This window comes from Arthrobacter sp. Y3221160 (genome assembly GCF_059092585.1).
Genome location: NZ_JBNHHU010000001.1, coordinates 1,489,576 through 1,514,253, shown reverse-complemented (window position 1 = coordinate 1,514,253; position 24,678 = coordinate 1,489,576). Strand labels below are relative to the sequence as shown.

At 68.2% G+C, this 24,678-nt stretch carries 25 protein-coding genes and 3 tRNA genes; 23 read left to right on the top strand and 5 right to left on the bottom strand.

Annotation, left to right across the window (positions count from 1 at the left end):
* Positions 1-211 precede the first annotated feature (211 nt).
* From AC5RWG_RS07010 to AC5RWG_RS06990, 5 genes are all read left to right on the top strand, one after another.
* Entirely contained in the window at positions 212-1,492 is a 1,281-nt protein-coding gene (locus tag AC5RWG_RS07010) for an MFS transporter (RefSeq protein ID WP_494166663.1), read from the top strand.
* A gap of 125 nt (positions 1,493-1,617) precedes the next feature.
* Entirely contained in the window at positions 1,618-2,487 is an 870-nt protein-coding gene (gene htpX, locus AC5RWG_RS07005; protein WP_493979860.1) for a zinc metalloprotease HtpX, read from the top strand.
* A 7-nt stretch (positions 2,488-2,494) separates the two neighbouring features.
* Positions 2,495-3,187, top strand: coding sequence for a histidine phosphatase family protein (locus AC5RWG_RS07000; protein WP_494022451.1), 693 nt, complete (start codon positions 2,495-2,497; stop codon positions 3,185-3,187).
* 103 nt (positions 3,188-3,290) lie between these two features.
* The gene (locus AC5RWG_RS06995; protein ID WP_494166662.1) at positions 3,291-4,460 is read left to right on the top strand and encodes an NAD(P)/FAD-dependent oxidoreductase; all 1,170 of its coding nucleotides are present in this window, start codon (positions 3,291-3,293) and stop codon (positions 4,458-4,460) included.
* Between the two features lie 235 nt (positions 4,461-4,695).
* Entirely contained in the window at positions 4,696-5,904 is a 1,209-nt protein-coding gene (locus tag AC5RWG_RS06990) for a hypothetical protein (protein WP_494166661.1), read from the top strand.
* Positions 5,905-5,996: 92 nt separating this feature from the next.
* Here AC5RWG_RS06990 and AC5RWG_RS06985 read toward each other — a convergent pair whose 3' ends face one another.
* Positions 5,997-6,428, bottom strand: a complete 432-nt coding sequence (locus AC5RWG_RS06985) for a hypothetical protein (protein ID WP_494166660.1) — start codon at positions 6,426-6,428, stop codon at positions 5,997-5,999.
* 132 nt (positions 6,429-6,560) lie between these two features.
* On the opposite strand from AC5RWG_RS06985, the gene AC5RWG_RS06980 reads away from it, so the two are divergent.
* Positions 6,561-7,175 carry a hypothetical protein gene (locus tag AC5RWG_RS06980; protein ID WP_494166659.1) on the top strand — a complete coding sequence of 205 codons (615 nt, stop codon included), beginning with the start codon at positions 6,561-6,563 and terminating at the stop codon, positions 7,173-7,175.
* Between the two features lie 190 nt (positions 7,176-7,365).
* Here the strand turns inward: AC5RWG_RS06980 and AC5RWG_RS06975 are convergent, their stop codons facing one another.
* Complete coding sequence (locus AC5RWG_RS06975; protein WP_494000553.1) at positions 7,366-7,857, bottom strand: YajQ family cyclic di-GMP-binding protein; 492 nt, start codon at positions 7,855-7,857, stop codon at positions 7,366-7,368.
* Positions 7,858-8,055: 198 nt separating this feature from the next.
* Between AC5RWG_RS06975 and AC5RWG_RS06970 the strand changes: the two genes are divergently transcribed.
* The 3 genes from AC5RWG_RS06970 to AC5RWG_RS06960 all read left to right on the top strand — a co-directional run bounded on the left by AC5RWG_RS06970 (position 8,056) and on the right by AC5RWG_RS06960 (position 9,915).
* Entirely contained in the window at positions 8,056-8,487 is a 432-nt protein-coding gene (locus AC5RWG_RS06970) for a hypothetical protein (RefSeq protein WP_494166658.1), read from the top strand.
* A 95-nt stretch (positions 8,488-8,582) separates the two neighbouring features.
* Positions 8,583-8,664, top strand: a tRNA-Tyr gene (locus AC5RWG_RS06965).
* Between the two features lie 177 nt (positions 8,665-8,841).
* Positions 8,842-9,915: a lipid II:glycine glycyltransferase FemX gene (locus AC5RWG_RS06960; protein WP_494166657.1), complete on the top strand. Its 1,074-nt coding sequence runs from the start codon at positions 8,842-8,844 to the stop codon at positions 9,913-9,915.
* A 74-nt stretch (positions 9,916-9,989) separates the two neighbouring features.
* Here the strand turns inward: AC5RWG_RS06960 and AC5RWG_RS06955 are convergent, their stop codons facing one another.
* Positions 9,990-10,397: a hypothetical protein gene (locus tag AC5RWG_RS06955; protein WP_494166656.1), complete on the bottom strand. Its 408-nt coding sequence runs from the start codon at positions 10,395-10,397 to the stop codon at positions 9,990-9,992.
* 163 nt (positions 10,398-10,560) lie between these two features.
* Between AC5RWG_RS06955 and AC5RWG_RS06950 the strand changes: the two genes are divergently transcribed.
* Entirely contained in the window at positions 10,561-10,950 is a 390-nt protein-coding gene (locus AC5RWG_RS06950; RefSeq protein ID WP_494012768.1) for a thioredoxin family protein, read from the top strand.
* Positions 10,951-11,051: 101 nt separating this feature from the next.
* On the opposite strand, the gene AC5RWG_RS06945 is transcribed toward AC5RWG_RS06950, so the two are convergent.
* Positions 11,052-12,029, bottom strand: coding sequence for a DNA-3-methyladenine glycosylase family protein (locus AC5RWG_RS06945; protein ID WP_494166655.1), 978 nt, complete (start codon positions 12,027-12,029; stop codon positions 11,052-11,054).
* Positions 12,030-12,205: 176 nt separating this feature from the next.
* Here AC5RWG_RS06945 and AC5RWG_RS06940 point away from each other — a divergent pair, with 176 nt between their 5' ends.
* From AC5RWG_RS06940 to AC5RWG_RS06910, 7 genes are all read left to right on the top strand, one after another.
* Entirely contained in the window at positions 12,206-13,582 is a 1,377-nt protein-coding gene (locus AC5RWG_RS06940; RefSeq protein WP_494166654.1) for a cystathionine beta-synthase, read from the top strand.
* A gap of 11 nt (positions 13,583-13,593) precedes the next feature.
* On the top strand, positions 13,594-14,754 hold the full coding sequence (locus AC5RWG_RS06935; RefSeq protein WP_494166653.1) for a cystathionine gamma-synthase: 1,161 nt from the start codon (positions 13,594-13,596) through the stop codon (positions 14,752-14,754).
* 79 nt (positions 14,755-14,833) lie between these two features.
* Positions 14,834-15,286, top strand: coding sequence for a VOC family protein (locus AC5RWG_RS06930; RefSeq protein WP_494000545.1), 453 nt, complete (start codon positions 14,834-14,836; stop codon positions 15,284-15,286).
* Positions 15,287-15,317: 31 nt separating this feature from the next.
* Positions 15,318-15,977: an MOSC domain-containing protein gene (locus AC5RWG_RS06925; protein WP_494166652.1), complete on the top strand. Its 660-nt coding sequence runs from the start codon at positions 15,318-15,320 to the stop codon at positions 15,975-15,977.
* A gap of 89 nt (positions 15,978-16,066) precedes the next feature.
* Entirely contained in the window at positions 16,067-18,091 is a 2,025-nt protein-coding gene (locus AC5RWG_RS06920; protein ID WP_494166651.1) for an FAD-dependent oxidoreductase, read from the top strand.
* A gap of 14 nt (positions 18,092-18,105) precedes the next feature.
* Positions 18,106-18,615, top strand: coding sequence for a PadR family transcriptional regulator (locus tag AC5RWG_RS06915; RefSeq protein ID WP_494012763.1), 510 nt, complete (start codon positions 18,106-18,108; stop codon positions 18,613-18,615).
* A 392-nt stretch (positions 18,616-19,007) separates the two neighbouring features.
* On the top strand, positions 19,008-20,984 hold the full coding sequence (locus AC5RWG_RS06910; protein WP_494166650.1) for a DEAD/DEAH box helicase: 1,977 nt from the start codon (positions 19,008-19,010) through the stop codon (positions 20,982-20,984).
* A 151-nt stretch (positions 20,985-21,135) separates the two neighbouring features.
* On the opposite strand, the gene AC5RWG_RS06905 is transcribed toward AC5RWG_RS06910, so the two are convergent.
* Positions 21,136-21,924 carry a putative protein N(5)-glutamine methyltransferase gene (locus tag AC5RWG_RS06905; protein ID WP_494166649.1) on the bottom strand — a complete coding sequence of 263 codons (789 nt, stop codon included), beginning with the start codon at positions 21,922-21,924 and terminating at the stop codon, positions 21,136-21,138.
* A 218-nt stretch (positions 21,925-22,142) separates the two neighbouring features.
* On the opposite strand from AC5RWG_RS06905, the gene AC5RWG_RS06900 reads away from it, so the two are divergent.
* The 6 genes from AC5RWG_RS06900 to AC5RWG_RS06875 all read left to right on the top strand — a co-directional run bounded on the left by AC5RWG_RS06900 (position 22,143) and on the right by AC5RWG_RS06875 (position 24,655).
* Positions 22,143-22,214: transfer RNA gene (locus tag AC5RWG_RS06900), tRNA-Thr, on the top strand.
* 57 nt (positions 22,215-22,271) lie between these two features.
* Positions 22,272-22,348, top strand: a tRNA-Met gene (locus AC5RWG_RS06895).
* Between the two features lie 142 nt (positions 22,349-22,490).
* Positions 22,491-23,399: a DUF2797 domain-containing protein gene (locus tag AC5RWG_RS06890; RefSeq protein ID WP_494166648.1), complete on the top strand. Its 909-nt coding sequence runs from the start codon at positions 22,491-22,493 to the stop codon at positions 23,397-23,399.
* A gap of 86 nt (positions 23,400-23,485) precedes the next feature.
* The gene (locus tag AC5RWG_RS06885) at positions 23,486-23,740 is read left to right on the top strand and encodes a DUF3188 domain-containing protein (protein WP_494166647.1); all 255 of its coding nucleotides are present in this window, start codon (positions 23,486-23,488) and stop codon (positions 23,738-23,740) included.
* 28 nt (positions 23,741-23,768) lie between these two features.
* A complete protein-coding gene (locus AC5RWG_RS06880; protein WP_494025411.1) occupies positions 23,769-24,230 on the top strand; it encodes an FAS1-like dehydratase domain-containing protein in 462 nt (153 codons plus the stop codon).
* A complete protein-coding gene (locus AC5RWG_RS06875) occupies positions 24,227-24,655 on the top strand; it encodes a MaoC family dehydratase (protein ID WP_494000536.1) in 429 nt (142 codons plus the stop codon). The genes AC5RWG_RS06880 and AC5RWG_RS06875 overlap by 4 nt, the downstream gene beginning before the upstream one ends.
* Positions 24,656-24,678 lie beyond the last annotated feature (23 nt).

Below are 24,678 nucleotides of genomic sequence, written 5' to 3'. Positions count from 1 at the left end.
TATCTGGACTCAGTCCAATCATTACGACGGCGGCGCCGACCGCCGGGAGGCACCTCGCCCGGGCGCGCTGCCCGCCGCGGCGCCGCCCCGGCTGCCGCGGCGCCGGCTGCAGGGCTCCCACGCCCGGGCGCGCTGCCCGCCGGGCCGCCACACCGGCTGCCGGGGCTTGAACCGCCCGGGAAAGGTGCTGCGGGCAACTAGAATCTCCGCCATGCCCAAGTTGTTCGCCGATACGGCGCCGCTCAAGGAGAGCCCGGATTTCCGCCGGTTGTGGATCGGGACATCGCTCTCCGCGATCGGCGCGCAGTTGACGGCTGTGGCGGTAAGCCTGGAGGTCTACCAGCTCACCGGGTCGACCTTGGCGGTGGGCGGCGTCGGCGTCGTTGGGCTGATCCCGCTGGTCCTGGCCGGCCTCTACGGCGGCTCGGTGGTGGATGCCTACGACCGGCGCAAGGTGGCTCTCTATTCCGGCCTGGTGTTGTGGGCCTGCACCGCCGTGTTTGCGCTGCAGGCGTGGTTCCGGTTGGAACAGGTGTGGCTGCTGTACCTGGTGATCGCGGTGCATTCGGCCGCGGCCGGGCTCAACCAGCCGGCACGCAGCGCGATCGTGCCGCGGCTGGTCCGGCGCGAGATGCTGCCGGCCGCCAATGCCCTGACCATGATGACGTTCGGGCTGGGCATGACCATCGGTCCGCTGGCGGCCGGGGTGCTGGTGGCAGGGGTGGGCTTCGGCTGGACCTACACCCTCGACGTCCTCACCTTCACGGCGGCCATCTGGGCGGTGGTCAAGCTGCCGCCCATCCCGCCTGAGGGCGAGGTCCGGAAGGCCGGCCTGCGCTCGGTGGCCGAAGGCTTCCGGTTCCTGCGCACCCGTCCCAACGTCCGCATGACGTTCCTGGTGGACATGGCCGCGATGGTCCTGGCCCAGCCGCGCGCCCTGATGCCCGCCATCGGTGCGGTCATCATCGGCGGCGGCGAGGCGACGGCGGGCATCCTGCTGGCCGCTGTCGCCGCCGGGTCGTTCATCGCCGCGGTGTTCTCGGGGCCGCTGGGAGGCGTCCGCCGGCAGGGGCTGGCGGTGCTGTGGTGCGTGGTGGTGTGGGGGATAGCCGTCGCGGGGTTCGGCGCCGTCGTCGTCATGGCCGGGCAGACAAACGCCGCGGCCGCCGGGGACGTGAGCGGATGGCTGGTGCCGGCGGCCCTCTGCCTCGCGGCGGCAGGTGCGGCCGATACGGTGAGCGGCGTCTTCCGCAACACCATCCTGCAGGCGGCGACGCCGGACGCCATGCGCGGCCGGCTGCAGGGCATCTTCATCGTGGTGGTGGCCGGCGGCCCTCGGCTCGGCGATGCCGTCGCCGGCGGCGGCGGTCAGTGGCTGGGCGAAGGTTTTGCCGCGCTCGCCGGCGGTGTCGCCTGTGTCTGCGCCGTCGGGCTGCTGCACAGGTTCCAGCCGCGGTTCTCCCGCTACAACGACAGGCACCCCGAGCCCTAAGCGCCTGGGCGGAACATGGCGCCGGACTCCAGCGTTGGAATAAGTGACCGGTGGATACACTGAAAGACGGAGCCCTGTGCCTGCATGGCACGGGGCCGATGGGCGCGGGAGAGGACTCATAAGCGGTGCACAACCACTTCAATGGACTGAAAACGGCCGGCCTGCTCGGTGGGCTCTTTGCCCTCCTGCTGGCAATCGGCGCGCTGCTGGCCAGCGGGACCGGCAGCGCCAACTGGATCTGGATCATGGCCCTGATCGGCGTGGGCACAACCGCCTACAGCTACTGGAACAGCGACAAGCTCGCCATCCGCAGCATGCAGGCCTACCCCGTGACCGAAGCCGACCAGCCGGGCATGTACCGGATCGTCCGTGAATTGTCTGCGCGGGCGAACCAGCCGATGCCCCGGCTCTACGTGTCCCCGACGATGGCCCCCAACGCCTTTGCCACCGGCCGCAATCCCAAGAACTCGGCCGTGTGTTGCACCGAGGGCATCCTGCGCCTGCTGGATGAGCGCGAATTGCGCGGCGTGCTGGGCCACGAGCTGATGCACGTCTACAACCGCGACATCCTGACCTCCTCCGTGGCCGCCGCGGTGGCGGGCGTGATCACGTCGGTCGCGCAGTTCCTGTTGTTCTTCGGCGGCCGCGACCGCAACGCCAACCCGCTTGCGCTGATCGCCATGTCGCTGCTGGCTCCGCTTGCCGCCATGCTGATCCAGATGGCCGTCAGCCGCACCCGCGAGTACGACGCGGACGAGGACGGCGCCACGCTGACCGACGATCCGCTGGCCCTGGCGTCGGCGCTTCGCAAGCTGCAGTACGGCACGCAGCAGGCGCCGCTGCCGCAGGACCAGAGGCTGGTCAATACCAGCCACCTGATGATTGCCAACCCCTTCAAGGGCGGCGGCGCGAAGAAGCTGTTCAGCACCCACCCTCCGATGGACGACCGCGTGGCGCGGCTGGAACGGATGGCCGGACGCCCGCTGGGCTACTGAGGCAGGCATGCGGCTGCTGCTGATCCGGCACGGGCAGACCCACTCCAACGTCCGCGGGCTGCTGGACACCGGTGCCCCCGGGGCCGAGCTGACCGACCTGGGGCAGGCACAGGCGCGGGCGCTGCCGCAGGCGCTCGACGGCGAGCCGATCGACGCCCTGCTCGCATCCACCCTCGTGCGCGCCCAGCTCACGGCGTCCCCGCTGGCCGCCGCCCGGAAGCTTGAGACGGACGTGCGGGACGGGCTGCGCGAAATCTCGGCCGGCGAGCTGGAAATGCGCGGCGACCGCGATTCCATCATTGCCTACATGACCACGGTCTTCGCCTGGGCGGCGGGCGACCTGGAGCGCCGGATGCCGGGCGGCCCGGACGGCCACGAAACGTTCGGACGCTTCGATGCCGTGATTGAAGAAGCCCGATCCTCCGGCATCGGCACCCTGGCGGTGGTCAGCCACGGCGCCATGATCCGCAGTTGGGCCGGCGCGCGGGCGTCCAACCTGACGGTCCCGTTCGTGGCCCGGAACCAGTTGAGCAACACCGGGGTGGTGGTGCTCGACGGTGGTCCCGACGGGTGGGAGGCGCTCACCTGGATGGGCCAGGCCGTTGGCGGGCCCGAACTGGCCGACCCGCTCACCGACGGACCGACCGCCGATCCGGTCAACCCCGGGAGCGTCCCCTCCGGCCCCGACTCCCGGGACTGACAAACAAAAAACCGCGCGGACCCGGAGCGGCCGCCGGCCGATGTCACACATCTGCCGGCGGCGGTGTCCTGTCTCTGTAACCACACACGAGAGGGAGTTCGCGGTGAGCGCTAAGCATCGGATTGTCATCATTGGGGCGGGCTACGCCGGAGTCATGGCCGCAAACCGGCTCGCCGGCAGCAAGGAGCTGGCGGGCAGGATCTGCGTGAGCGTCGTCAACCCTTCGGCCGACTTCGTCGAGCGGATACGGCTGCATGAGGTCGCGGCGGGAGGCCGGGAATCCGCCGCCGTTCCGATGGAGTCGCTGCTGCACCCGGAGGCCACCCTGGTGGTCGGCACGGCCTCCCGGATCGATCCCCGATTGCGCACCGTCCACTTCGACGACGGCCGGGCCGCGCTGGAGTATGACTTCCTGGTCTACGCTCCCGGCAGCGCGAGCCAACCCGTCCCCTCGGGATCAGTCGGCTTCACGCTGCAGGACGCATCCTCCGCCGCCCGCCTGCAGCACGCGTTGCAGCAGTTGGCTCCCGGTGCCGTCGTCAGCGTCATCGGTGGTGGCCTGACCGGCATCGAGGCAGCTGCCGAAATTGCCGGGGCGCTTCCGCGATTGAAGGTGCGGCTGGTCTCGCGCGGGCGGACAGGTGCGGACCTGTCCGAGCGGGGCCGCCGAGCCCTGCTGGCGCAGCTGGCGGACATCGGCGTCGAGGTCATGGACGGAACACGGGTGGACCGGTCGGACGCGCAGCGCATCATCCTGTCGGACGGCACGGCCCTGGGCTCGGACTGCACCGTCTGGGCGGCCGGTTTCAGCGCTTCCGGCCTCGCCGAAGCGAGCGGGTTGGCCACCGATGACCGCGGCAGGCTGCTCGTTGACTCAACGCTGGCCTGCCCCGGGTACCCGGAGATCGTCGGCGCCGGAGACGCCGTCCGCGCCCAGGACACGGTGGCTTCGCACCTGCGGATGGGCTGCGCCGTGGCCATGCCCATGGGCGCCCACGCCGCAGAGAACGTCATCGCCCGGATCCGGCAGCGCTCCCCTCAGGAGTTGTCCGTCGGGTTCATGGTGCGCTGCATCAGCCTGGGCCGGCGGTCCGGACTTGTCCAGCCGGTGCATGCGGACGACACCCCGCGCCGGTTCGCCCTGGGCCGCAGGGGCGGTGCCCTGGTCAAGGAACAGGTGTGCCGCATGACCCTGTCGTGGATTCGGGGCGAGCTCAAACGCAGCGGTTCGTACAGCTGGCCCCGCGGGCCGCGCACCGCCGCTGCACGGTAACAGCAGCGCTCGGAGGGGGTCCGAGGGAGGGGGCCGCGTACTCGGTTTTGCAGGCCTGCTTACCGGCGGGTGCGGGGCAAATACCCGGCTTCCGGCACGCGTATACGGGGATGTATTTGGCCCACTACTCGACTCTTGCGGATCCGCCTGAGTTCCGTTGCCCCCGGTTTAGTCCGCCTGTTAGTGTCGCCGGATCCGCGCCGCGCGGGGTTCAGTTGGGGGAAGAGAGTTCATCATGCGTTTTTCGTCATTGGTGGCCGCGACGACGTTGGGGCTCGTCGTCGCATTGGCGCCAGCCGGCCCGGCGCTCGCCGGTCCAGCCGAACGGCAGGCCGCCTGCACAGCGCTGGGCGGAACGCTCAGCGGCAACGGCAATAATCAAGTGTGCACCGTCGAAACCATCGTCGTAGGTCCGGATGTTCCGTCAGGCACCCCGACGACCACGTTCAGCCCGGACCGGCCCGTGGGCGATCCTGTCACCGTGGACACGTCGCTTCCATCCCGGCAGCCGGATCCCACGGTGACAACCGAGGAACGCAACGTCGGCGACGCGACCGTCGTCAGGACCGAGCGCGCCGGCACCCCGGTCGTGACCGAGGAAGAGCGCAATGCCGGCGAGGCCGTCAGCGAGGACGTCGTTGTTCCCGGCACGCCGACGTCGACAACCCGGACGGAGCGGGGCACGCCGACGAGCACCGAGACGCCCGCGACCACCAACTGCCGCAGGGTAAACAACGAGCGGGCGGCAAAGCCCGTGGAGAGATGCGAAAGGGCCGTCCTGACCACGACGACGACGCCCACAACGATCGTCACCACGACGACGACCCCGCAGGAACGGGTCACCACGACGACCCAGCCGCGGGAAACGCTGATTACCACGACGACGCCGTTCACCGAGGTCTTTACCAGCACCCAGCAGCGTGAAATGTGCACCACCACGACCTACCAGACGGTGGTCGCCACCGCGACGACGCAGCAGACGGAGCGCACGGCGACGACTACGCAGCCGACAACGCGGACCACCACCACGACGATCACCACGTTCAACTTCCCGCGCGGCACCGACGCCCCCACCCCCACCGGCGTGCCGGTGGTGACGCAGGAAACGGAACCAGGGACTCCTGTGGTGACGGAAGCAGTGGTTCCCGGCACGCCGATCGTGACCACCGGAACCCGGCCGGGCGACGAGGAATCGGAGACCGAGTGCGCGCCGATCGCCCCCGTGGTGACGGTCACCGAAGGGGAAACGAGGCAGGAGGTTACGACGGCGACCGTGCCCGCAGAGCCGGTTGTCACCGTGACCCGTGAGGACATCGAACCGCTTGTCGTCGAGACCGAGGCCCCGGGGGCGCCGATCGTGACGACCGACGTCCGCAGCACCGGCGAGACCTGCTACAACAACCCCTCCAACGCAGAGCAGAGGAGCAACCGCTGCGCGGCATAAACTCCTAACCGGGTCTGACGGCTGCCGCCTTCCAACCAGGAGGGCGGCAGCGTCATGCGATCATGCCAAAGCCGGACGGCTACTGCAGGCGGCTAGAGCCCGTGCACCAGGAGGTTCCGGTGCGGCTGCACCCAGCCTTTGGCCAGTGCTGTTTTCGCATCGTATCCGTCGGCGATCAGCTTGGCCTTGATTCCGGAGGCTTCGAGTCCAAGTGGGCCCGTATGCTCGAGCCGGCCACATCCGGCGGCATAAACACCGAATGCCGGGTTGTCCATGATTAAGCACATTTCGCGGGGATCAGGAGTGTCCATCAAGGCGGCGTAGAACGCGTAGCCGTTCATCTCCGTCAGGAACCGTACGCTGTCCGGGACTACCTCCAGGTGTTCCAAGCGCTCCGCCGCTATGTCATCCGCGGTGCTGGAAGGGGCAGACAGCGCCGACACCCGGGGAGCCTGGTGGCTCGTGCAGCCTGCCAGCGCCAGCAGTACCGCGGCTGCAGCGCTCAGTCTGGTCAGCGTGTGCATGGTCTCCCCGTCTCGGCTGAAGCAATGTTTGCCTCACGCTAAGCGGGAAATGATCAGCATTGGACGAAACGAACGTTGCGATGCGGTAACTAAAGCACCGAGGGGTGGAAATTGGGCGGAATTGAGGATCTTATGGCCGAGTCCAACGAACGTTGGGCTAAAGCGGCTAAAAGAGCCCAAGGGTTGGCGGACAACGGACTGGGCGCCGCCGTGAAGGTCTATTACACGCGATTCTGGCTAGTGGGCGTGATCGTCCTGGTCCCGATTGGTTCCCTGGCGGCGGCTCTGGCGTTTGGGGCTTCTTATGGTGACTGGCCAACGTACCTACCGTTCGGCTGCATGCTGGCGGGGCTAGGCACCATGATCGGAGGTCTGATCTTCAACTCGAAAAGGGTCGTACCGGCAGCCGAATATGGAAACGTCGACGTGACCCTGTCGCTGACGAGCGAGGAACGAACGCACGTCCGCCGGCAGGTAGCAGGCAAGGCGGCAGTCGTTCCGGAGCATCTCACGGTAACGCGCGGCGCGGCTGTGCAGATGCGAAAGGCTCTTGCGACGCAGCTGTTGATAATGCCGTTCTACCCTTTGGTTTTCATTCCGCAAGCCATCATCGGCGCCGGACGGAATGATCCATTCGGCTGGGTCTTTGCAGGCATGGTATTTCTCTTCATGATCGGGCTCCTATTTCTCATACGGGATTTCCGCCGCTCGGGTCAATTCCTCGCACGCACGGCTGATCAGCCTTGAGAGGTGCCCTTGCCAATCCGTTAATGCCAATCCGTTAATAGGGGAAGTCGCTGCGGTGGGGTGGCGGCAGGGCCGATGACAAGACAAGGACCGCAGCCGCTCGTCTTATGGCTGCGGTCCTTGGCACTCCTACGGACTCTCTACGGACTAACGCCTGGTAACCACCTGGGCCAGGCGTTTCGTTCCCGGACTACCGGTAGTTAATGAACTGCAGGTCGACGTCCAGGTCGGAGCCCTTGAGCAGCGAAATGACTTCCTGCAGGTCGTCCCGGGACTTCGAGGTGACGCGGAGCTCGTCACCCTGGATCTGTGCCTTCACACCCTTGGGGCCCTCGTCGCGGATGATCTTCGAGATCTTCTTGGCCTGGTCCTGGGCGATGCCCTCCTTGACGCCGGCCTCGATCCGGTACTCCTTGCCGGAAGCGAACGGCTCGCCGGCGTCCAGCGACTTCAACGAAATGCCGCGCTTGACCAGTTTCGACTGGAGCACGTCCAGAACGGCCTTGACCCGTTCCTCGGAGTTGGCCTTCATCAGGATTTTTTCGCCGCTGAAGTCAACCTCGGCGCCGACTCCCTTGAAGTCATAGCGCTGCGCGATTTCCTTCTGCGCCTGGTTCAACGCGTTGGCGACTTCCTGCTTGTCCACCTTGCTGACGATGTCGAACGAAGAATCGCTGGCCATGGTTCCTCCTGGGTCGGGGCGTATGTGTCTTGCCACCAGCCTACTGAATCGCATCCGATGGCGCGGCTTCCCAGCTGGGACGCAGGTTCCGTCCATTGTTCCTTCATCCGGACCCGCGAGAATCGACAAGCCGTATCGACATCAATCTTCAGGAGAAGCACACACATGGCAGCCCGCCCGCAGTACATAGTCACTTCGATGAGGGTTGCCGCTGGTTCGTTCCTGACCGTAACGGCCGTCGCCACAGTGGTTGTGATGGGCTCCACGCCGGCCTCGGCGGCCACTGCCTCCCTGGCGTCCGCGCAGGCGCCCGCCGCGGCGGCCGGCGCCGCGACGATGATCCGTCGGGACACCCAAGAGCTGGAGCGTGAACTCCGCCAGGACCTCGCGGCCGGAGCCGTCTTCGATGGTGCCACCGGCGATGGCGGGTTGGCAGGCCTGGGCGACCCGTCCAGCGCCGCGGGCGCCGACTCCAGCGCCGCGGGGGAGAGGAATGGTTCCGGGCCCGCTGCCAGGTTGGACGGCATCCGCCGCGAGATGGATCAGGCGGTGCGGATGCAACTGGTCACCGCGGAGCAGGCAGAGCGGTTCGTCGGGCAGATGGAGGAGCGGATTTCCCGGGGTTTGTAGACCCCGCGGAGCCCGATTCGATTCTTGGACCGATCTTTGTGTAAAGTTGTCTTGCTTCCTCACGGGGAAGCGGTCTTCTTCTGAAGAAGGCGTTCGGCAGATTACCCGAGCGGCCAAAGGGGGCTGACTGTAAATCAGCTGGCATTGCCTACGGGGGTTCGAATCCCTCATCTGCCACCGAACGGGAAACCCCGTCTGACCAGGCGAATCACTGGTCGGACGGGGTTTTTCCGTACCTGCCGGCCATGCCGGCCGCCGCTGGTTCATTCCCCGGCACAGGGTTGGGGACCGGCGTCGATAGACTTGACCGCGGATGTGACCGGCGACGACCAACTGCCACGACGAGGAGTTTTCTTGCGACAATTCACCGCCCGCTTCGCGACGCCGGAGGAAATCGAGGCATGGGACAGCCATGTCACGGCCAACCCCAACGGCGGCAACATGCTCCAAGCCAAGGCCTACGCCCAGGTCAAGGCGGACCACGGGTGGAAGCCGCTGTACCTGGCGTATGAGACCGAGGACTACACCAGCTACAACCTGGTACTGGAAAAGCACGTTCCGCTGCTGGGCAACTACTGGTACATGATCAAGGGTCCCGACGTCGCCTCGCCCGAGGACCTGCCCGGCATCTTCGAGGCCAACCGCAACTTCTGCCAGGAGCAGGCACGCGGCGTCTTCGCGATCCGGATCGAGCCGGATGTCGAGGCCACGGACGAAACCCGCGCGCTTCTGGCGCGCGAAGGCCTGGTCAAGATGCCCGACCTGCAGCCGAACGACCACACCGCAATCGTCGACATCTCCCCGGAGCCGGACGTCGTCCTCAAGAGCTTCTCGTCCCGCGGGCGCAACGCCGTGCGCCGCGCCATCCGAGAGGGCGCCGAAGTGGTCACGGCCGAACCGACGGAAGAGAACTTCCGGGCGATGTTCAACCTGATGGGACAGGTGCAGCAGGGCCAGAAGAACGTGCAGGTCCGCTCCTTCGAGTACTTCAAGGCGTTCTGGGGCAACTTCATTGCCGCCGGGCAGGGCCGGCTGCTGTTCACGTACGAAGACGGCAAGCCGTCGGTGGGCGCGTTCGTGGTCAACTACGGACGCAAGGGCACCTACAAAGACGGCGGATCGCTGCCGCGCCGCAAGCAGTACGGCGACTCCCACCTGATCCAGTGGACGGCCATGAACCAGCTCAGGGAGCTGGGCATCACCAGTTACGACCTGTGCGGGACTCCGCCGTCGTCCGAACTGAAGAACCCCGAACATGAGTACTACGGCCTGGGCCTGTTCAAGACCAGCTTCACCAAGACCATCACCGACTTCGTCGGCTGCTATGACCAGGTGATCTCCCCGTTGAAGTACAAACTGTGGTCCGCTGCCGGGGAAAAGATCGCCCGCGGGCTCTACGTGCGCCGCCGAAACCAGCCCTTCTACTGAGCGGCGCCGCCGGCCCCAGCGCAGGCACCTCGCAACAGCCCGCCCAGCCCTGTAGCCGCCCGGACAGCGAGTGTTCAGGCCGCTTCGGCCAGCGGCAGCGGATGGATGTCCCAGAGGAAGCAGTACGTTTTCGGCCCGGAATGGTGCATCACGTTGTAGTACAGCCACTGCCAGGCAGTGGCGCCGTTATGGTCTGCCGGAGCAGGCGGACAGTCGGCTGGCGTGTACCACCGCCCTTCGCTCCAGATGCAGTGCAGGTCGCCCACGTAGGTGGCCGCCGGTCCGGCGCCGGGCCTGCCGTGCGGCAGCCCGATCCTGCCCTTCAGCGCGGCGCCCTCACCCACGGCGTACAGCTCGTTCCGTGACGGGTCGTGGGCAAACGGCAGGTGCTCCTCCAACTCGTCCATCACGGCGAGGCCCTTGGAAATGGCGGCGTCGAGTTCCAGTCCGTCGGTGACAATCAGGACGGTGAAGCGGTTCATGTCGAATCCTCCGGTCGCGGTTTCTGGTGGAATCGACCTTAGGGATTCGGCCACGGCGGCCGGTAGCCCCGGCGGGGGATTGTGGATAACGGCCGGGGCGCCGGCTCATGCGCTGAGCGAACAGGGGGCGACAGGCCGCAACCCCGCGCGTTAGCGTGGAGGTATGGCAACCATCGATATCACCGAGGCCCAGTTCCCGCAGACCATCGAAGAGAACGACATTGTGTTCGTTGACTTCTGGGCCGACTGGTGCGGCCCGTGCAAGCAGTTTGCCCCCGTCTACGATGCCGCGTCCGAGGAACACGGCGACATCGTCTTCGCCAAGGTGGACACCGAAGCCGAGCAGGGCCTGGCCGCCGCGGCCGGCATCACCTCGATTCCGACCCTCATGGCCTTCCGCGAAAAGGTGCTGGTGTTCTCCCAGCCCGGCGCCCTGAACTCCAGCCAGTTCGGGCAGTTGGTGGACGCGGTCAAGGGACTGGACATGCAGGAAGTCCACGCCCAGGTGGCCGCCCAGCAGCAGGCGGCGCAGGAGGGCCAGGCCTCCGAATAGCTACAACGGTCAGGACTCCAGAGGGGGCGGGGCGCATGCCCTGCTCCCTCGGGCTTTAAGGCGAGCGGTGTTTCCGGCGTCAGTGCCGCGTCGGTGCAGCGTTAGTGCCGGCGGTGGTCCTGCGGCGCCAGCCGCGGCCCGAAGGCGGGCTTGCGGAAACCGCTCAGCACCAGCATCCGCACCACCCGCTGGCGGTGGCCCCGCCACGGTTCCAGGAGCTCGAGCATGCCGGCGTCGTCCGTCTTGCGTCCGGTGAGGGCGTAGCCGACGAACGCCGCCAGATGGAAGTCGCCCACCGACACCGAGTCCGGATCCCCGTGCGTGCGCTGCGCGGTCTCGGCCGCGGTCCACGGTCCGATCCCCGGGACGGTGCACAGCTTGCGGGCCAGTTCTTCGCCGGCCGGCAGCGACGCCAGCCGTTCCAGGGCGCCGGCCGAGGAACAAACCCGCATGATGGTGCCCGAGCGCTTCGAGTCCACCCCCGCCCGGTGCCAGTCCCAGGACGGGATGCGCCGCCACCCCTGCGCCGTCGGCGGGACCATGAGCCCGCTCGGTGCGGGCCCCGGCGCCGGTGCCCCGTGCCGGCGGACGAGGTATTTGTAGGAGTAGCGTGCCTCGATGGTCGTGATCTTCTGCTCCAGGATCACCGGCACGAGCGCATCGATCATCCGCCCGGTCGCCGGCAGCCGCAGCCCGGGATGTCGTCGGCGGGGCTCACGCACCAGCCGGGGCAGGCCGGTATGGAAATCCGGGGCGTCGAACCCCGACCAGTCATCGTCCGCCCCCAGCAGCGCGGGGAGCCCGGCCAGCGCTTCCTCGGCACCCGGCCCCCAGGCCCGTCCCATGACGACGGCGGTGCCCCGGCTGCCGTCGGGCCCTCCCGGACCGCGGGTGAGGCGCAGGGTTGCCGCGCCGGAGGAGGTGTTCAGCGTCAGCCAGGCACCGGCGTCGTCAATCCGGGCGGTGGGATCCTGCGTGCCGCGGGACAGGATGGACAAGGTTCCGCGCAAGTCATACGGCTCCGGAAACTCCACCAGTGCGGTGAGCCCGGTGCCGGGCGCGGTGGCGGTGGACAGCATGGAATAATCGTCCCACGCGCTCCGGACCGTTCTTTCACCCGGGCCTGTTCGGGCAAGCCCCTTTCGGGAAAGCAGCCGCGCAGGCGCGGCCCACGGCGGCCGCAGGCGGGCCCCGGGCATGAACCCGTCTTACGCCGGATGTGCCCCCGGATACGCTGGCGGGTAGATTTGGGCCCATGAAATATGCCAATTCCGTTCTGGACCTGATCGGCAACACCCCGCTGGTCAAGCTGAACAAAGTGACCGAAGGTCTTGCCGCCACCGTCCTGGCGAAGGTGGAGTATTTCAACCCGGGCGGTTCGATCAAGGACCGCATCGCGGTGAAGATGATCGAAGAAGCCGAAAAGGACGGGCGGCTGAAGCCCGGCGGCACGGTCATCGAACCCACCAGCGGCAACACCGGGGTGGGTCTGGCCCTGGTAGCGCAGCAGAAGGGCTACAAGTCCATCTTCGTGACCCCGGACAAGGTGGGCCTGGAAAAGCGCGACGTGCTCAGGGCCTACGGCGCCGACGTCGTCGTCACCCCGACCTCCGTGGCGCCGGACAGCCCGGAGTCCTACTACGGCGTCTCCGACCGGCTGGTGACCGAGGTCGACGGCGGCTACAAGCCGGACCAGTTCAACAACCCGGCCGCGCCGGCCAGCCACTACGAGTCGACCGGCCCGGAGATCTGGCGCGATACGGACGGCCGGGTGACCCACGTGGTGATCGGCGCCGGCACCGGCGGAACCATCACGGGAACCGGCCGCTACCTGAAGGAAATTTCCGCGGACCGCGCCGGCGGTCCCGTGAAGATCATCGGCGCCGACCCCGAGGGATCGGTCTACTCGGGTGGCAGCGGACGGCCGTACTTCGTCGAGGGCGTCGGCGAGGACATGTGGCCGGACAACTACGACAAGTCGGTTCCGGACGAGGTGATGGCCGTCAACGACGCCGAGGCCTTCGCGATGACCCGGCGGCTGGCCCAGGAAGAGGGACTGTTGGTCGGCGGTTCCTCCGGCATGGCAGTGGTGGCAGCGCTCAAGGTGGCCGAGGGGCTGGGGCCGGACGACATCGTGGTAGTGATCCTGCCGGACTCCGGACGCGGCTACCTGGGCAAGATCTTCAACGACGACTGGATGAAGTCCTACGGCTTTATCGCCGGCGGAGACGAAGCGACGGTGGGCGAGGTGCTGCGGGGCAAGAGCGGCACGCTGCCGGACCTGGTCCACACCCATCCCTACGAGACGGTGCGCGACGTCATCGGGATCATGAACGAGTTCGGCGTCTCGACCCTGCCGGTGCTCTCGCAGGAGCCGCCGGTGGTCATGGGCGAGGTGGTCGGCGCAGTGAACGAACGCGAACTGACGGCCAAGCTGTTCAAGAACGAAGCGAAGCTGACAGACAAGGTCGGCGACCATCTGAGCGCGGCGATGCCGCTGGTCGGGGCGCTGGAACCGGTCTCGGCCGCCCGCGAGAAGCTGCAGGCGGTCGACGGCGTGCTGGTGACGTTGGCCGGTGCCCCGGTGGGCGTGCTGACCCGCCACGACCTGCTGTCCTACCTGACGAGCTGAAGGAGAGAAGAATGAGCGCAGAGAACACCCAGGGCTTCAACACCCGCGCCGTGCATGCCGGCCAGGTGCCGGACGAGGCCACCGGCGCGGTGGTGCCGGCGATCTACCAGTCTTCGACCTACGCGCAGGATGGCATCGGCGGGCTGCGCAACGGCTACGAATACGGCCGCGGCACCAACCCGACCCGCGATTCCCTGCAGGTGCAGCTGGCGGCGGTGGAGGGCGGCAAGCACGCCTTCTCCTTCGCCTCCGGGCTGGCAGCCGAAGATGCGCTGATCCGTGCCCTGCTGTCCCCGGGCGACCACATCGTGCTGGGCAACGACGCCTACGGCGGAACCTACCGGCTGATCAGCCGCGTGCTCGGTGCCTGGGGGATCGGCCACACCGTGGTCGACATGTCCGACGAGTCGGCCGTGGCCGCCGCGGTCAACGAGCACAAGGCCCGGTTCCTCTGGGTAGAGACCCCGTCCAACCCGATGATGAAGGTCACCGACATCGCCGCCCTCGCCGAGCTGGCCCACGCCGCCGGCGCGCTGCTGGTCGTGGACAACACCTTCGCCTCTCCGTACCTGCAGAACCCGCTGGCCTTCGGCGCCGACGTCGTGGTGCATTCGACCACCAAGTACATCGGCGGACATTCGGACGTGATCGGCGGGGCCGTGGTGCTCAACGACGACGCGCTCGCCGAGAAGGTCGGTTTTGTGCAGTTCGCGGTGGGGGCCGTCTCCGCGCCGCTGGACGCTTTCCTGACCACCCGCGGGCTGAAGACGCTGGGCGTGCGGATGGACCGTCACTCGGCGAACGCCCAGGCCGTGGCCGAATGGCTGCAGGGCCGGGCCGAAGTCGAGGCGGTCTACTATCCTGGCCTGCCCGACCACCCCGGCCACGAGCTGGCCAAGAAACAGATGCGCGGCTTCGGCGGCATGGTCTCCGTTTCCTTCACGGGCGGCGAGGCGGCGGCCCGCAAGGTGGCCGAGTCCACCGAGGTGTTCACGCTGGCGGAATCGCTGGGCGGCATCGAGTCGCTGGTCAACTACCCTGCGGAGATGACCCATGCCTCGGTGAAGGGCACCGAACTGGCGGTGCCGGAGAACCTGATCCGGCTGTCGGTGGGCATCGAGGACATCGATGACCTGATCGCGGACCTGGAAAAGGCCTTCGGCCAGCTCTAGGCACCCACAGAGGCGGCGGTACCGTCAGGCCGGTCCGCCGCCTCTGGCGCGTCCGGGGCCGGAAGAGAATACTGTGTCCATGGATGCGAACAAGCAGTACCCTCCGGCCAGCGTCGTCGCCGGTCTGCAGTCGCGCAAGGCCCACGAACTGATCGAGTTCCTGACCGGGGCCATGGGATTCATCGAGCATGCACGGTTCGAGGAGCATGGCCTGGTGGTGCACGCCGAGTTGCTCTGGCCCGAGGGCGGGATGGTGATGGTCTCCAGCCACGCGGAGGGGACCCTGTGGGCCCGGGAACCCGGTTCGGCCCAGCTGAACGTCTACACCCGCGACCCGGACGGTGCGTACGAGCGCATGAAGGCGGCCGGGGCGTCGATCATCCGGGACCTGCAGGACACCGACTACGGCGACCGAGGCTTTGGCATCAACGACCCGGACGGAAATCTGTGGGCCATCGGAAAATACCGCGGGCAACCGCTGCCGGCCGACTCGGCCAAGGAACAGGACGTCAGCTACGAGGGCCACGCCTGAGCCTGCATCCGGACGCACCTATGATTGCCCCATGAAATCCGGATCCCTGCTGGCCCTCTGCCGGCTGCACGCCTTGAAGCCCGATGCCAGCAAGGTGGGAATCACCGGGATCGACAAGCGCCCGGTCGACGGACGGGTGTCGGTCCACCCGATGGGGCTGCGCGCCGATGTCCAGGCGGATCGCAAAAACCACGGCGGAGAGCTCAAGGCCCTCTACGCCTATGCCCAGGAGGATGCCGACGCGTGGTCGGCCGAGCTCGGGCGCGACATAGCGCCGGGGCTGTTCGGCGAGAACCTGCGGACCACCGGCCTGGACGTCAGCGGGGCGCTGGTGGGGGAGCGGTGGCAGGTGGGCCCCGACGTCGTCGTCGAAGTGACGATGCCGCGGATACCGTGCGCCACCTTTGCCCGCCACATGGGCGAGCCCCGGTGGGCCAAGCGTTTCCTGCACAAGGGGTTGCCCGGCGCCTATCTCAAGGTCATCGCCACCGGCTCGCTGGCGGCCGGTGACAGCATCGAGGTCCTTTTCCGCCCGGCGCACGGCGTCAGCGTGGCCGACTCCTCGCTGGGGCTCAGCCCCGGGCAGGCGCAGGCGCTGCAGGCCTCCGAAACCAGCGGCGAGATCACGCTGCACGGCAACGTCGCCAAGGCGGTCCGGAGGGTTCTGGATCGGGGCCGGCTCCCCGCCTGAGGACCCAGGCGTGCTCCTTCGGCCCCCGGTTGTCCGCCGCCGCCCCTGGCCGTAGGCTTTATGCAACTTGTTGTGCAAAGGAGTGCATCGTGGCCGTGGCCTACCCGAAGTTGTTCGAACCGCTGGACCTCGGCTTCACGGTCCTGCCCAACCGGGTGCTGATGGGGTCCATGCACGTCGGGCTGGAGGAACTGCCCGGCGGCTTCGAGCGCATGGCCGCCTTCTACGCCGAACGCGCGCGCGGCGGCGTCGGGCTGATCGTGACGGGCGGCTTCGCCCCCAACGCGGCCGGCCGGCTGCAGCCCGGCGGCGCCATGATGACGACGGCGGAGGAGGCCGCCCGCCACACGATCATCACCGGCGCCGTCCACGCCGCAGGTGGGCGGATAGCGCTGCAATTGCTGCACGCCGGACGTTACGCCGCGCATCCCGAGCCGGTAGCGCCCAGCCCGCTGCAGGCCCCGATCAGCCCGTTTACGCCCCGCGGGCTCAGCGAACCGGAGATCGCGCAGACCATCGAGGACTTCGCGAACGCGGCCGCGCTGGCCCGCGAAGCAGGATACGACGGCGTCGAAATCATGGGGTCCGAGGGCTACCTGATCAACGAGTTCATCGCCGCGCGCACCAACCGGCGGACCGACGGCTGGGGCGGCAGCTACCGGAACCGGATCCGCTTCCCGCTGGAGGTTGTCCGCCGGACCCGCGAACGGGTGGGCGAGGATTTCATCATCATCTACCGCCTGTCCATGCTGGATTTGGTGGAAGGTGGCTCCACCTTCGAGGAAGTCGCCGAACTGGCCCGCGGAGTCGAAGCGGCGGGGGCCACCATCATCAATACCGGCATCGGCTGGCACGAATCCCGCGTGCCGACCATCGCCACCTCGGTCCCGCGCGCCGGCTTCTCCTGGGTCACCCGCCGGCTGATGGGCGCCGTCGGCATTCCCTTGGTAGCCACCAACAGGATCAACAGCCCCGATACCGCCGAGCAACTGCTGGCCGACGGATGTGCCGACATGGTCTCCATGGCCCGCCCGTTGCTCGCCGACCCGGCATTCGTGCTCAAGGCCTCGCGCGGACGGGCGGACGAGATCAACACCTGCATCGCCTGCAACCAGGCCTGCCTGGACCACACCTTCGTCGGCAAGACCACCTCCTGCCTGGTCAATCCGCAGGCCTGCCACGAGACCGAACTGCTGATCGCGCCCGCCGCCGCGCCCAAATCGCTGGCCGTGGTCGGGGCCGGGCCGGCCGGGCTGGCCTGTGCCGTCACCGCGGCCAGGCGCGGGCACCGCGTCACCCTCTTTGAAGCGGCGGACGGCATCGGCGGCCAGTTCAACCTAGCCAAGCAGATCCCGGGCAAGGAAGAGTTCCACGAGACCATCCGCTACTTCAGCCGCCAGCTGGAACTGCTCGGCGTGGAGGTGCGGCTGAAGACCCGGGCCACCGCGGCGGCCCTGGCCGAAGGCGGGTTTGACGAGGTCGTTCTCGCCACCGGCGTGCTGCCGCGGGTCCCTGACCTGGACGGCGTGGACCACCCGAGCGTGCTCGGCTACCTGGACGTGCTGCGAGACCACCGGCAGCTCGGTGAAACCGTGGCGGTGCTGGGCGCCGGAGGCATCGGCTTCGACGTCAGCGCGTACATCACGCAGGCCGGTCCCAGCGCCACCCTGGATCCCGGCCGGTTCCGCGAGCACTGGGGGGTCGACGACGACCCCGCGGCGCGCGGCGGCCTGGCCGCTCCCCGGCCCGAACGCCCGGCCCGCAGCGTTTACCTGCTGCAGCGCAAGGAATCCAAGCTCGGCGCCGGGCTGGGCAAGACGACCGGGTGGATCCACCGGGCCGAGCTCAAGAGCCGCGGGGTGCAGATGATCCCGGCCGTGACCTACCGCAGGATCGACGACGACGGACTGCACCTGACCGTCGACGGCACCGACACGGTGCTCGCCGTCGACAACGTGGTGCTCTGCACCGGCCAGGAGCCGCAGCGGGAGCTGCAGGAGGCGCTCGAAGCGGCGGGGCTGCCGGTCCACCTGGTCGGCGGCGCCGACGTGGCGGCCGAACTCGACGCCAAACGCGCCATCAACCAGGCAACCCGTCTGGCCGCGGCACTGTAACGGAGCGAGCCGTCATGTCCTTGCCGCACGCCATCCTCACCGCCTTGCTGGAGCGGCCCGGGTCCGGGGCGGAACTGGCCCGCCGCTTCGACAAGTCGTTCGGCTTCTTCTGGCCGGCGACGCACCAGCAGATCTACCGCGAGCTCGCCAAGCTGGAACAGAACGGTTTGGTCGAATCAACGGGCCGCGACTCCAGCCGCGGGCGCGCCAAGGAGTACCAGGTCCTTGCCGTCGGCCGGGAGGAACTGCGGCGCTGGACCGACGAACAGCAGAACCCCCGCCCCGTCCGGGAAGAGCTGATGATCCGCCTCCGCGCCTCCTCGGTGCTCGGAGATGTCCCGATCAACGGCGAAATCGAGCGGCATCTGGGCCTGCACCGCGCGCAACTCGCGGCCTACCGCCAGCTCGACCAGCGGGGCACTTGGACCGACGCCAACCGGCTGCAGCGGGCCGTGCTGCAGGCAGGCATCATGTTCGAGCAGGCCTGGATCGAGTGGGCCGAGCAGACCCTGCAGGGGGAGTAGGAACACGACCCGGGGCTCGGCGCCGGGTGCCCGCTGTGCCAAAGGTCACCGCCCGCCGTCGTGCTCCCCGTCCCCGCCCACCCGGAGCGTGCCGTACACTGGATACATCCCCCACTGTCGGTATTCCCTTAGTTCTGCGCGATAATGCCGTTTACGGTCTTGTCGAAGCGTCTGATTGTGTGTGGGCCCGCCTCTATGCGGCGGGCAGTTTCATGTTTGGGAGCGCCGGCTAAAGAAAACGCCGCCAGGTCTCTCCGCAGCTTGCGGGTGGCCAGCGAAGCGGCGGAAAGCCCTGCCACGGGATTGTAATAGCGCCGGGCTTTGAGTCAGAGGACCGCGGACATCAATGTGCCGCGGCCACCGGTCCCCAGCTGAATACGAGGAACTGCCCCGTGTCCGAAAACACTGTTAACACCCTGCCCGAAAACACCGACGCCGCCCCGGCCGTCGAAGACGAGAACACCGTACTCTTCACCGACTTCGGCCTCGACGGCCGTGTCCTGGCCGCACTGACCGACGTCGGCTACGAGAAGCCCTCGCCCATCCAGGCCGCCACCATTCCCGTCCTGCTCGAAGGCCGCGACGTCGTCGGCCTGGCGCAGACCGGCACGGGCAAGACCGCAGCCTTCGCTGTTCCCGCCCTCTCCCGGATGGCCGAACTGCCGCCGACCAAGAACACCCAGATCCTGGTGCTGGCCCCCACCCGCGAGCTGGCCCTGCAGGTGGCCGAGGCCTTTTCCTCCTACGCCGCCCACATGGACGACTTCACCGTGCTGCCCGTCTACGGCGGCTCCGCGTACGGGCCCCAGCTGGCCGGCCTGCGCCGCGGCGCCCAGGTGGTTGTCGGTACCCCCGGCCGCGTGATCGACCACATCGAAAAGGGCTCGCTGGACCTGTCCGAACTGCAGTACCTGGTGCTTGACGAGGCCGACGAGATGCTGCGCATGGGCTTCGCCGAAGAGGTCGACCAAATCCTCTCCAAGACCCCGGAAAGCAAGCAGGTTGCCCTGTTCTCGGCGACCATGCCGACCGCCATCCGCCGGATCGCGAAGAAGTACCTGAAGGACCCGGCCGAGATCACGGTCAAGGCCAAGACCACCACGGGCACCAACACCCGCCAGCGCTACCTGCAGGTCATGGGCCCGCACAAGCTGGATGCCATGACCCGGATCCTGGAAGCCGAAGATTTCGACGGCGTCATCGCCTTCGTGCGCACCAAGATGGCTACCGAGGACCTGGCCGACAAGCTCAAGGCCCGCGGCTACCGGGCCGCCGCCATCAACGGCGACATCCCGCAGCAGCAGCGTGAGCGCACCGTCGAGGCCCTGCGCGACGGCAAGATCGACATCCTGGTCGCCACGGACGTCGCCGCCCGCGGACTCGACGTCGAACGCATCACCCTCGTGGTCAACTACGACATCCCGCACGACACCGAGTCCTACGTGCACCGCATCGGCCGCACCGGCCGTGCGGGCCGCTCGGGCGACGCCATCCTGTTCATGACCCCGCGCGAGAAGTACCTGCTGCGGGCGATCGAGAAGGCCACGCGCCAGCCCGTCGAGCAGATGCACCTGCCCTCGGCGGAGACCATCAACAACCTGCGGATGCGCAAGTTCGCGGAACAGATCACCGAGACCCTGGCGTCCGAGGACGTCTCGATCTTCCGTGACCTGATCGCGAACTACGAGACCGAGCACGACGTGCCGGCCGCCGAGATCGCGGCCGCGCTGGCGGTCATGGCCCAGGGCGGTCGCCCGCTGCTGGTCCAAGACCTGCCCGAGGCACCCAAGGGCCAGCGCGAGCGTGCCGGCGGCGGACGCGACGCCATGAATTCGCGCGGCCCGTCCCGCACCCTGACCGAGGGCAACGCGACCTACCGGATCGCCGTGGGGCGCCGGAACCGCGTGATGCCCGGGTCCATCGTCGGCGCCATCGCCAACGAGGGCGGCCTGTCCGCCGCCCAGATCGGCGGCATCGACATCCGCTCGGACCACTCGCTGGTCGAGCTGCCCGCGGACCTGAGCAAGGACCAGCTGCGCGCGCTGTCCAAGACCCGCATCGGCGGCGAGCTGATCCACCTGGAGCTGGATGGCGGCCGCAAGCCGCGCCGGGACCGCGACGACGTCGCCGGCGGACACCGCGGCGGCTTCCGCAGCGACCGGGGCGACCGGCCGTTCAAGAAGAAGTTCGAAAGCGACCGCCCCTACAAGAAGAAGTTTGAGGGGGACCGCCCGTACAAGACCGACGGCGAACGCAGCTTCAGCGGGGACCGCAGCTTCAGCGGCGACCGCTCCGACCGTGGATTCGGCGGGGAGCGCAGCGACCGCGGCTTTGGAGCCGCGCGCAAGCCGCGCCACACCCGCGGCTAGCCTCCGCGCAGGCCGCGCCACACCCGCGGCTCGCCTGGCCGGTTTGGCTTTCAGCCAGGAACCACCCCTCCGGGGCACTTGTCATTGCACAGGTGCCCCGGAGGCGTTTAACGGCCCCGCCCGCCGCGTTCTCGCGACGGCCCCGCCGTGTTCAACCAGCCCGCCGGGTGCCGGAAACCACCGTGGAGGCGAGCTGCTCGGAACGGGCGATGGCCGGAACCAGTCCGCGCGCTGCGAAGGCCGCCGCCGCTGCCTCCGCCTGCCGCTCACTCGTTTCCACCAGAACCGATCCGCCCGGCGCGAGCCAGTCCGGCGCCCCTTCCGCGACCCGCCGCATGACAGCCAGGCCGTCAGGGCCGCCGTCGAGCGCCCACGGTGCTTCGTGGAGGCGGGCTTCGGGCGGCAGCAACGTGATCTCCTCTGTGGGCACGTAGGGGACGTTCGCGGCCAGCACGTCGACGCGGCCGCGCAATTCCGCGGGCAGGGCCGCGTACAGGTCGCCCTCGTGCACCTGTGCCGCCGGCAGGTTCGCGCGCGCGCACGCCACCGCCGCAGGATCCACGTCTGCGGCGTGCAGTTCTGCGGGCTGGAGCAGTGCGGCCAGCGCCGCCGCTACGGCCCCCGAACCACAGCACAAATCGACGACGACGGCGGCGGGCACCGGGGCCAAGGCCGCGGCCTGCCGGACCAGGAACTCGGTCCTCCGCCGGGGGACGAAAACCCCGGGGGCAACGCGAATGCGCAAGCCACAGAACCCGGCCCAGCCCAGGACTTGTTCCAGGGGCGTCCCGGCTGCCCGCTGTTCCACCCTGGCGGAAATTTCTTCCCGGGGACCGCCCTCGGCGAGCAGCAGGTCGGCCTCTTCCTCGGCGAAGACGCAGCCTGCCGCGCGCAGCCGGGAGGCGATGTCGTCCCGGCCCCATGGCTGGGAAACCTGCATGTGGAGTCCTTTCGAATGACGCCAGAGTACCCTTTCGTCCGCGTCCGCTGGCCGCCTTGGTGTGATCTTGGCTGCAGTTCATGCGCCCGAAACGCCACCGGGGACAGGCCGCCCGGGGCTGTCCGCGGAGGAGACCGCCGTCGGACGTGTGGCCTTCGCCACGGGGCACGATTCCGATTTCTTTCAGGGGCGAATTGCTGGTAATGTATTTCTCCGTTGCCCCCCTAGCTCAGTGGTAGAGCGCGTTCTTGGTAAGAACGAGGTCACCGGATCGATTCCGGTGGGGGGCTCTGAATGGCAAAGCCCGCGTCTGCGTCGCGAGACGCAGCGCGGGCGCTCCCATTCGTGGCGGTGTAGCTCAGCTGGTTAGAGCGCACGACTCATAATCGTGAGGTCCCCGGATCGAGTCCGGGCACCGCTACCAAGACCCTGAGGGGCCCGATTGGAACTTCGGTTCCGGCCGGGCCCCTCGGCTATTAAACGTCCCCGCTGACCCCAATGCCGGCCCCCCGACCGCAGCCGGCTGGGTCAGGGGAACTCTCACGTCCTTTACTAGAGTGGACGCCATGCCCGCCCTGTATCTCGCCCACGGCATCGCCTGGACCCCCGCGGGCCCCCGGCTGCGCCTGGCAACTCCGGACGGCACGCCGAAAGACCTGCCCGTGACGCAGGGTTCGAGGCTGGGCTTCCGCGTGATGGACCCCCAGCGCTACTGCCTGGGCAGCCACCGGGTACTTTCCGCCGCGGAGCGAACGCATGTGCCGTGCCGGCTGCAGGCTCCGGCGGAGCGGGGTCACCAATGTGTGAACTGCTTCCTCAATGACGACCTGCGCTTCATGCATGACAGCCACCGTAGCGGCCGGGCACCCGAGGGGCTGCTGGCTTACCTCGCCCAACCCCATTGGCTGTACGTGGCGACGTTTGCCAACGGTGCCAGCAAGGTGGGAACGGCGGCCCACGTGCGGAAAGCGTTGCGGCTGGCCGAACAAGGCGCGGTGGCCGCCCGTTACGTCGCGCGGGCGCGCGATGGACGGGTGGTGCGGGTACTCGAGGACGCGGTCTCGGGCAATACCGCCCTGACGCAAGCCGTGCGCAGCGCCGCCAAGTTCGCCGGGCTGCTGGCCCCGCTGCCGGTGCCCGAGGTGGACCGGCTCAACTCCGGCCATGCTGCCCCTGTGCGCGAACTGCTGCTTGCCGTTCAACTGGAGGGCTTCGACGTCGTCGACGAACAATGGCAGGTCCCGGAGCTGGCGGCACCGGTGCTGGAGGAGGGCATCAAGAGGGGCTATCCGGGCAGGTTTGCCTCGGGTGACCACGGGTTCATCGTGGAGGGCCTCCTGGGCAGCGTCGCGGCCGCGAGGCTGCAGGACGGCGGGCCGCTCTTCCTGGTGGACCTGGGCGGGGTGAAGGGCCGCCGGATCGCCGTCGGCGACTTCGTTTCCAAGCAGCCCGTCATTCAGGAACAGCTGTTCTAGGCGATCGGCAGGCGTTGCCCGGAGCCCGCAGTCCCGCACGGCTCCGCGGTTCGGCCGGCAGGGCGGGTGGCCGGTAACCTTGAGGTATGAATCCTTGGGACCTTGGCTCGCCGCTGTACCGCAAGCTGGTCATCTCTGCCATGGTGCTGATCGGCGTCGGGATCCTCCTGTCTGTCATCGCCGCGTCGGCGAGCATCCAATGGCTGGTCTGGGCTGCACTGGCCGCCATCATCACGGGTTTGCTGACCCACCTGGCCGGGCTGCTGGTCCGGTTCCGCGACGCCCGGGCCCGGCAGGCAGCCGCCCACCCGAGGGGCACACCGCCAGCGAAGCGTCGATAGTCCCATCCACTCCATCTGAAGGAGATCCATGTCCGAACATGCCGGGGTCAACCCCGACCTCGCCGGCCGCACCTACCCGGCCGGCCCCGCCTATACCGTGGGCCGCGAGAAGATCCGGGAGTTCGCATCGGCGGTCAAGGCCACGCATCCAGCGCACTTCAACGTCGAAGCCGCGCAGGAACTGGGCTATGTCGACCTGGTGGCTCCGCCCACCTTCGCCATCATCGTGGCCCAGCGTGCGGACGCCCGGCTGATCGAGGACCCGGATTCCGGGATCGATTTCTCCCGTGTGGTCCATGCTGACCAGCGGTTCGTGCACCACCGGCCGATCGTCGCCGGCGACGAACTGGTGGCCGAGTTGCACGTCGACCAGGTGCGAGCGATGGGCGGCGGCGCCATGATCACCACCCGGGCGGAAATCAGCACCGTCGCCGGCGAGAAAACGGCCACCACCACGTCGTCGATCCTGGTGAGAGGGGAAGGCCAGTGAGCGTTGAACTGAACGAACTGACTGTTGGACAGGACATTGGCTCACGGAGCATTGAGGTTTCCCGCGCGGACCTGGTCAGGTACGCGGGAGCGTCCGGCGACTTCAACCCGATCCACTGGAACGGACGCTTCGCCGAGCAGGTAGGTCTCCCAGGCGTCATCGCGCACGGCATGTTCACCATGGGCGCCGCGGTGCAGCTGGTGACGGACTGGATCGGCAACCCGGCCGCCGTCGTCGACTACCAGACGCGCTTCACGAAGCCGGTCCTCGTGGAAGATCTCGACGGACCCGGCGCAACGATCGACGTCAGCGGCGCCATTGGGGCCATCGACCAGGACAACGGCACGGCACGGGTCGACCTCACCGTAACCGCTGCAGGGGTGAAGGTACTGGTCAAAGCCCAGGCGGTCGTCAAGATTTGGTAAACCGCACCGCCCCCACGGCGGGT

Coding starts and splice junctions, on each gene's coding strand:
- AC5RWG_RS06950 (WP_494012768.1), top strand. CDS start 10,561: ATGGCAACCATCGATATCACCGAGGCCCAGTTCCCGCAGACCATCGAA.
- AC5RWG_RS06980 (WP_494166659.1), top strand. CDS start 6,561: ATGGCCGAGTCCAACGAACGTTGGGCTAAAGCGGCTAAAAGAGCCCAA.
- AC5RWG_RS06955 (WP_494166656.1), bottom strand. CDS start 10,397: ATGAACCGCTTCACCGTCCTGATTGTCACCGACGGACTGGAACTCGAC.
- AC5RWG_RS06905 (WP_494166649.1), bottom strand. CDS start 21,924: ATGCAGGTTTCCCAGCCATGGGGCCGGGACGACATCGCCTCCCGGCTG.
- AC5RWG_RS06885 (WP_494166647.1), top strand. CDS start 23,486: ATGAATCCTTGGGACCTTGGCTCGCCGCTGTACCGCAAGCTGGTCATC.
- AC5RWG_RS06970 (WP_494166658.1), top strand. CDS start 8,056: ATGAGGGTTGCCGCTGGTTCGTTCCTGACCGTAACGGCCGTCGCCACA.
- AC5RWG_RS06890 (WP_494166648.1), top strand. CDS start 22,491: ATGCCCGCCCTGTATCTCGCCCACGGCATCGCCTGGACCCCCGCGGGC.
- AC5RWG_RS06985 (WP_494166660.1), bottom strand. CDS start 6,428: ATGCACACGCTGACCAGACTGAGCGCTGCAGCCGCGGTACTGCTGGCG.
- AC5RWG_RS07010 (WP_494166663.1), top strand. CDS start 212: ATGCCCAAGTTGTTCGCCGATACGGCGCCGCTCAAGGAGAGCCCGGAT.
- AC5RWG_RS06990 (WP_494166661.1), top strand. CDS start 4,696: ATGCGTTTTTCGTCATTGGTGGCCGCGACGACGTTGGGGCTCGTCGTC.
- AC5RWG_RS06925 (WP_494166652.1), top strand. CDS start 15,318: ATGAAATCCGGATCCCTGCTGGCCCTCTGCCGGCTGCACGCCTTGAAG.
- AC5RWG_RS07000 (WP_494022451.1), top strand. CDS start 2,495: ATGCGGCTGCTGCTGATCCGGCACGGGCAGACCCACTCCAACGTCCGC.
- AC5RWG_RS06935 (WP_494166653.1), top strand. CDS start 13,594: ATGAGCGCAGAGAACACCCAGGGCTTCAACACCCGCGCCGTGCATGCC.
- AC5RWG_RS06930 (WP_494000545.1), top strand. CDS start 14,834: ATGGATGCGAACAAGCAGTACCCTCCGGCCAGCGTCGTCGCCGGTCTG.
- AC5RWG_RS06940 (WP_494166654.1), top strand. CDS start 12,206: ATGAAATATGCCAATTCCGTTCTGGACCTGATCGGCAACACCCCGCTG.
- AC5RWG_RS06915 (WP_494012763.1), top strand. CDS start 18,106: ATGTCCTTGCCGCACGCCATCCTCACCGCCTTGCTGGAGCGGCCCGGG.
- AC5RWG_RS06880 (WP_494025411.1), top strand. CDS start 23,769: ATGTCCGAACATGCCGGGGTCAACCCCGACCTCGCCGGCCGCACCTAC.
- AC5RWG_RS06945 (WP_494166655.1), bottom strand. CDS start 12,029: ATGCTGTCCACCGCCACCGCGCCCGGCACCGGGCTCACCGCACTGGTG.
- AC5RWG_RS06975 (WP_494000553.1), bottom strand. CDS start 7,857: ATGGCCAGCGATTCTTCGTTCGACATCGTCAGCAAGGTGGACAAGCAG.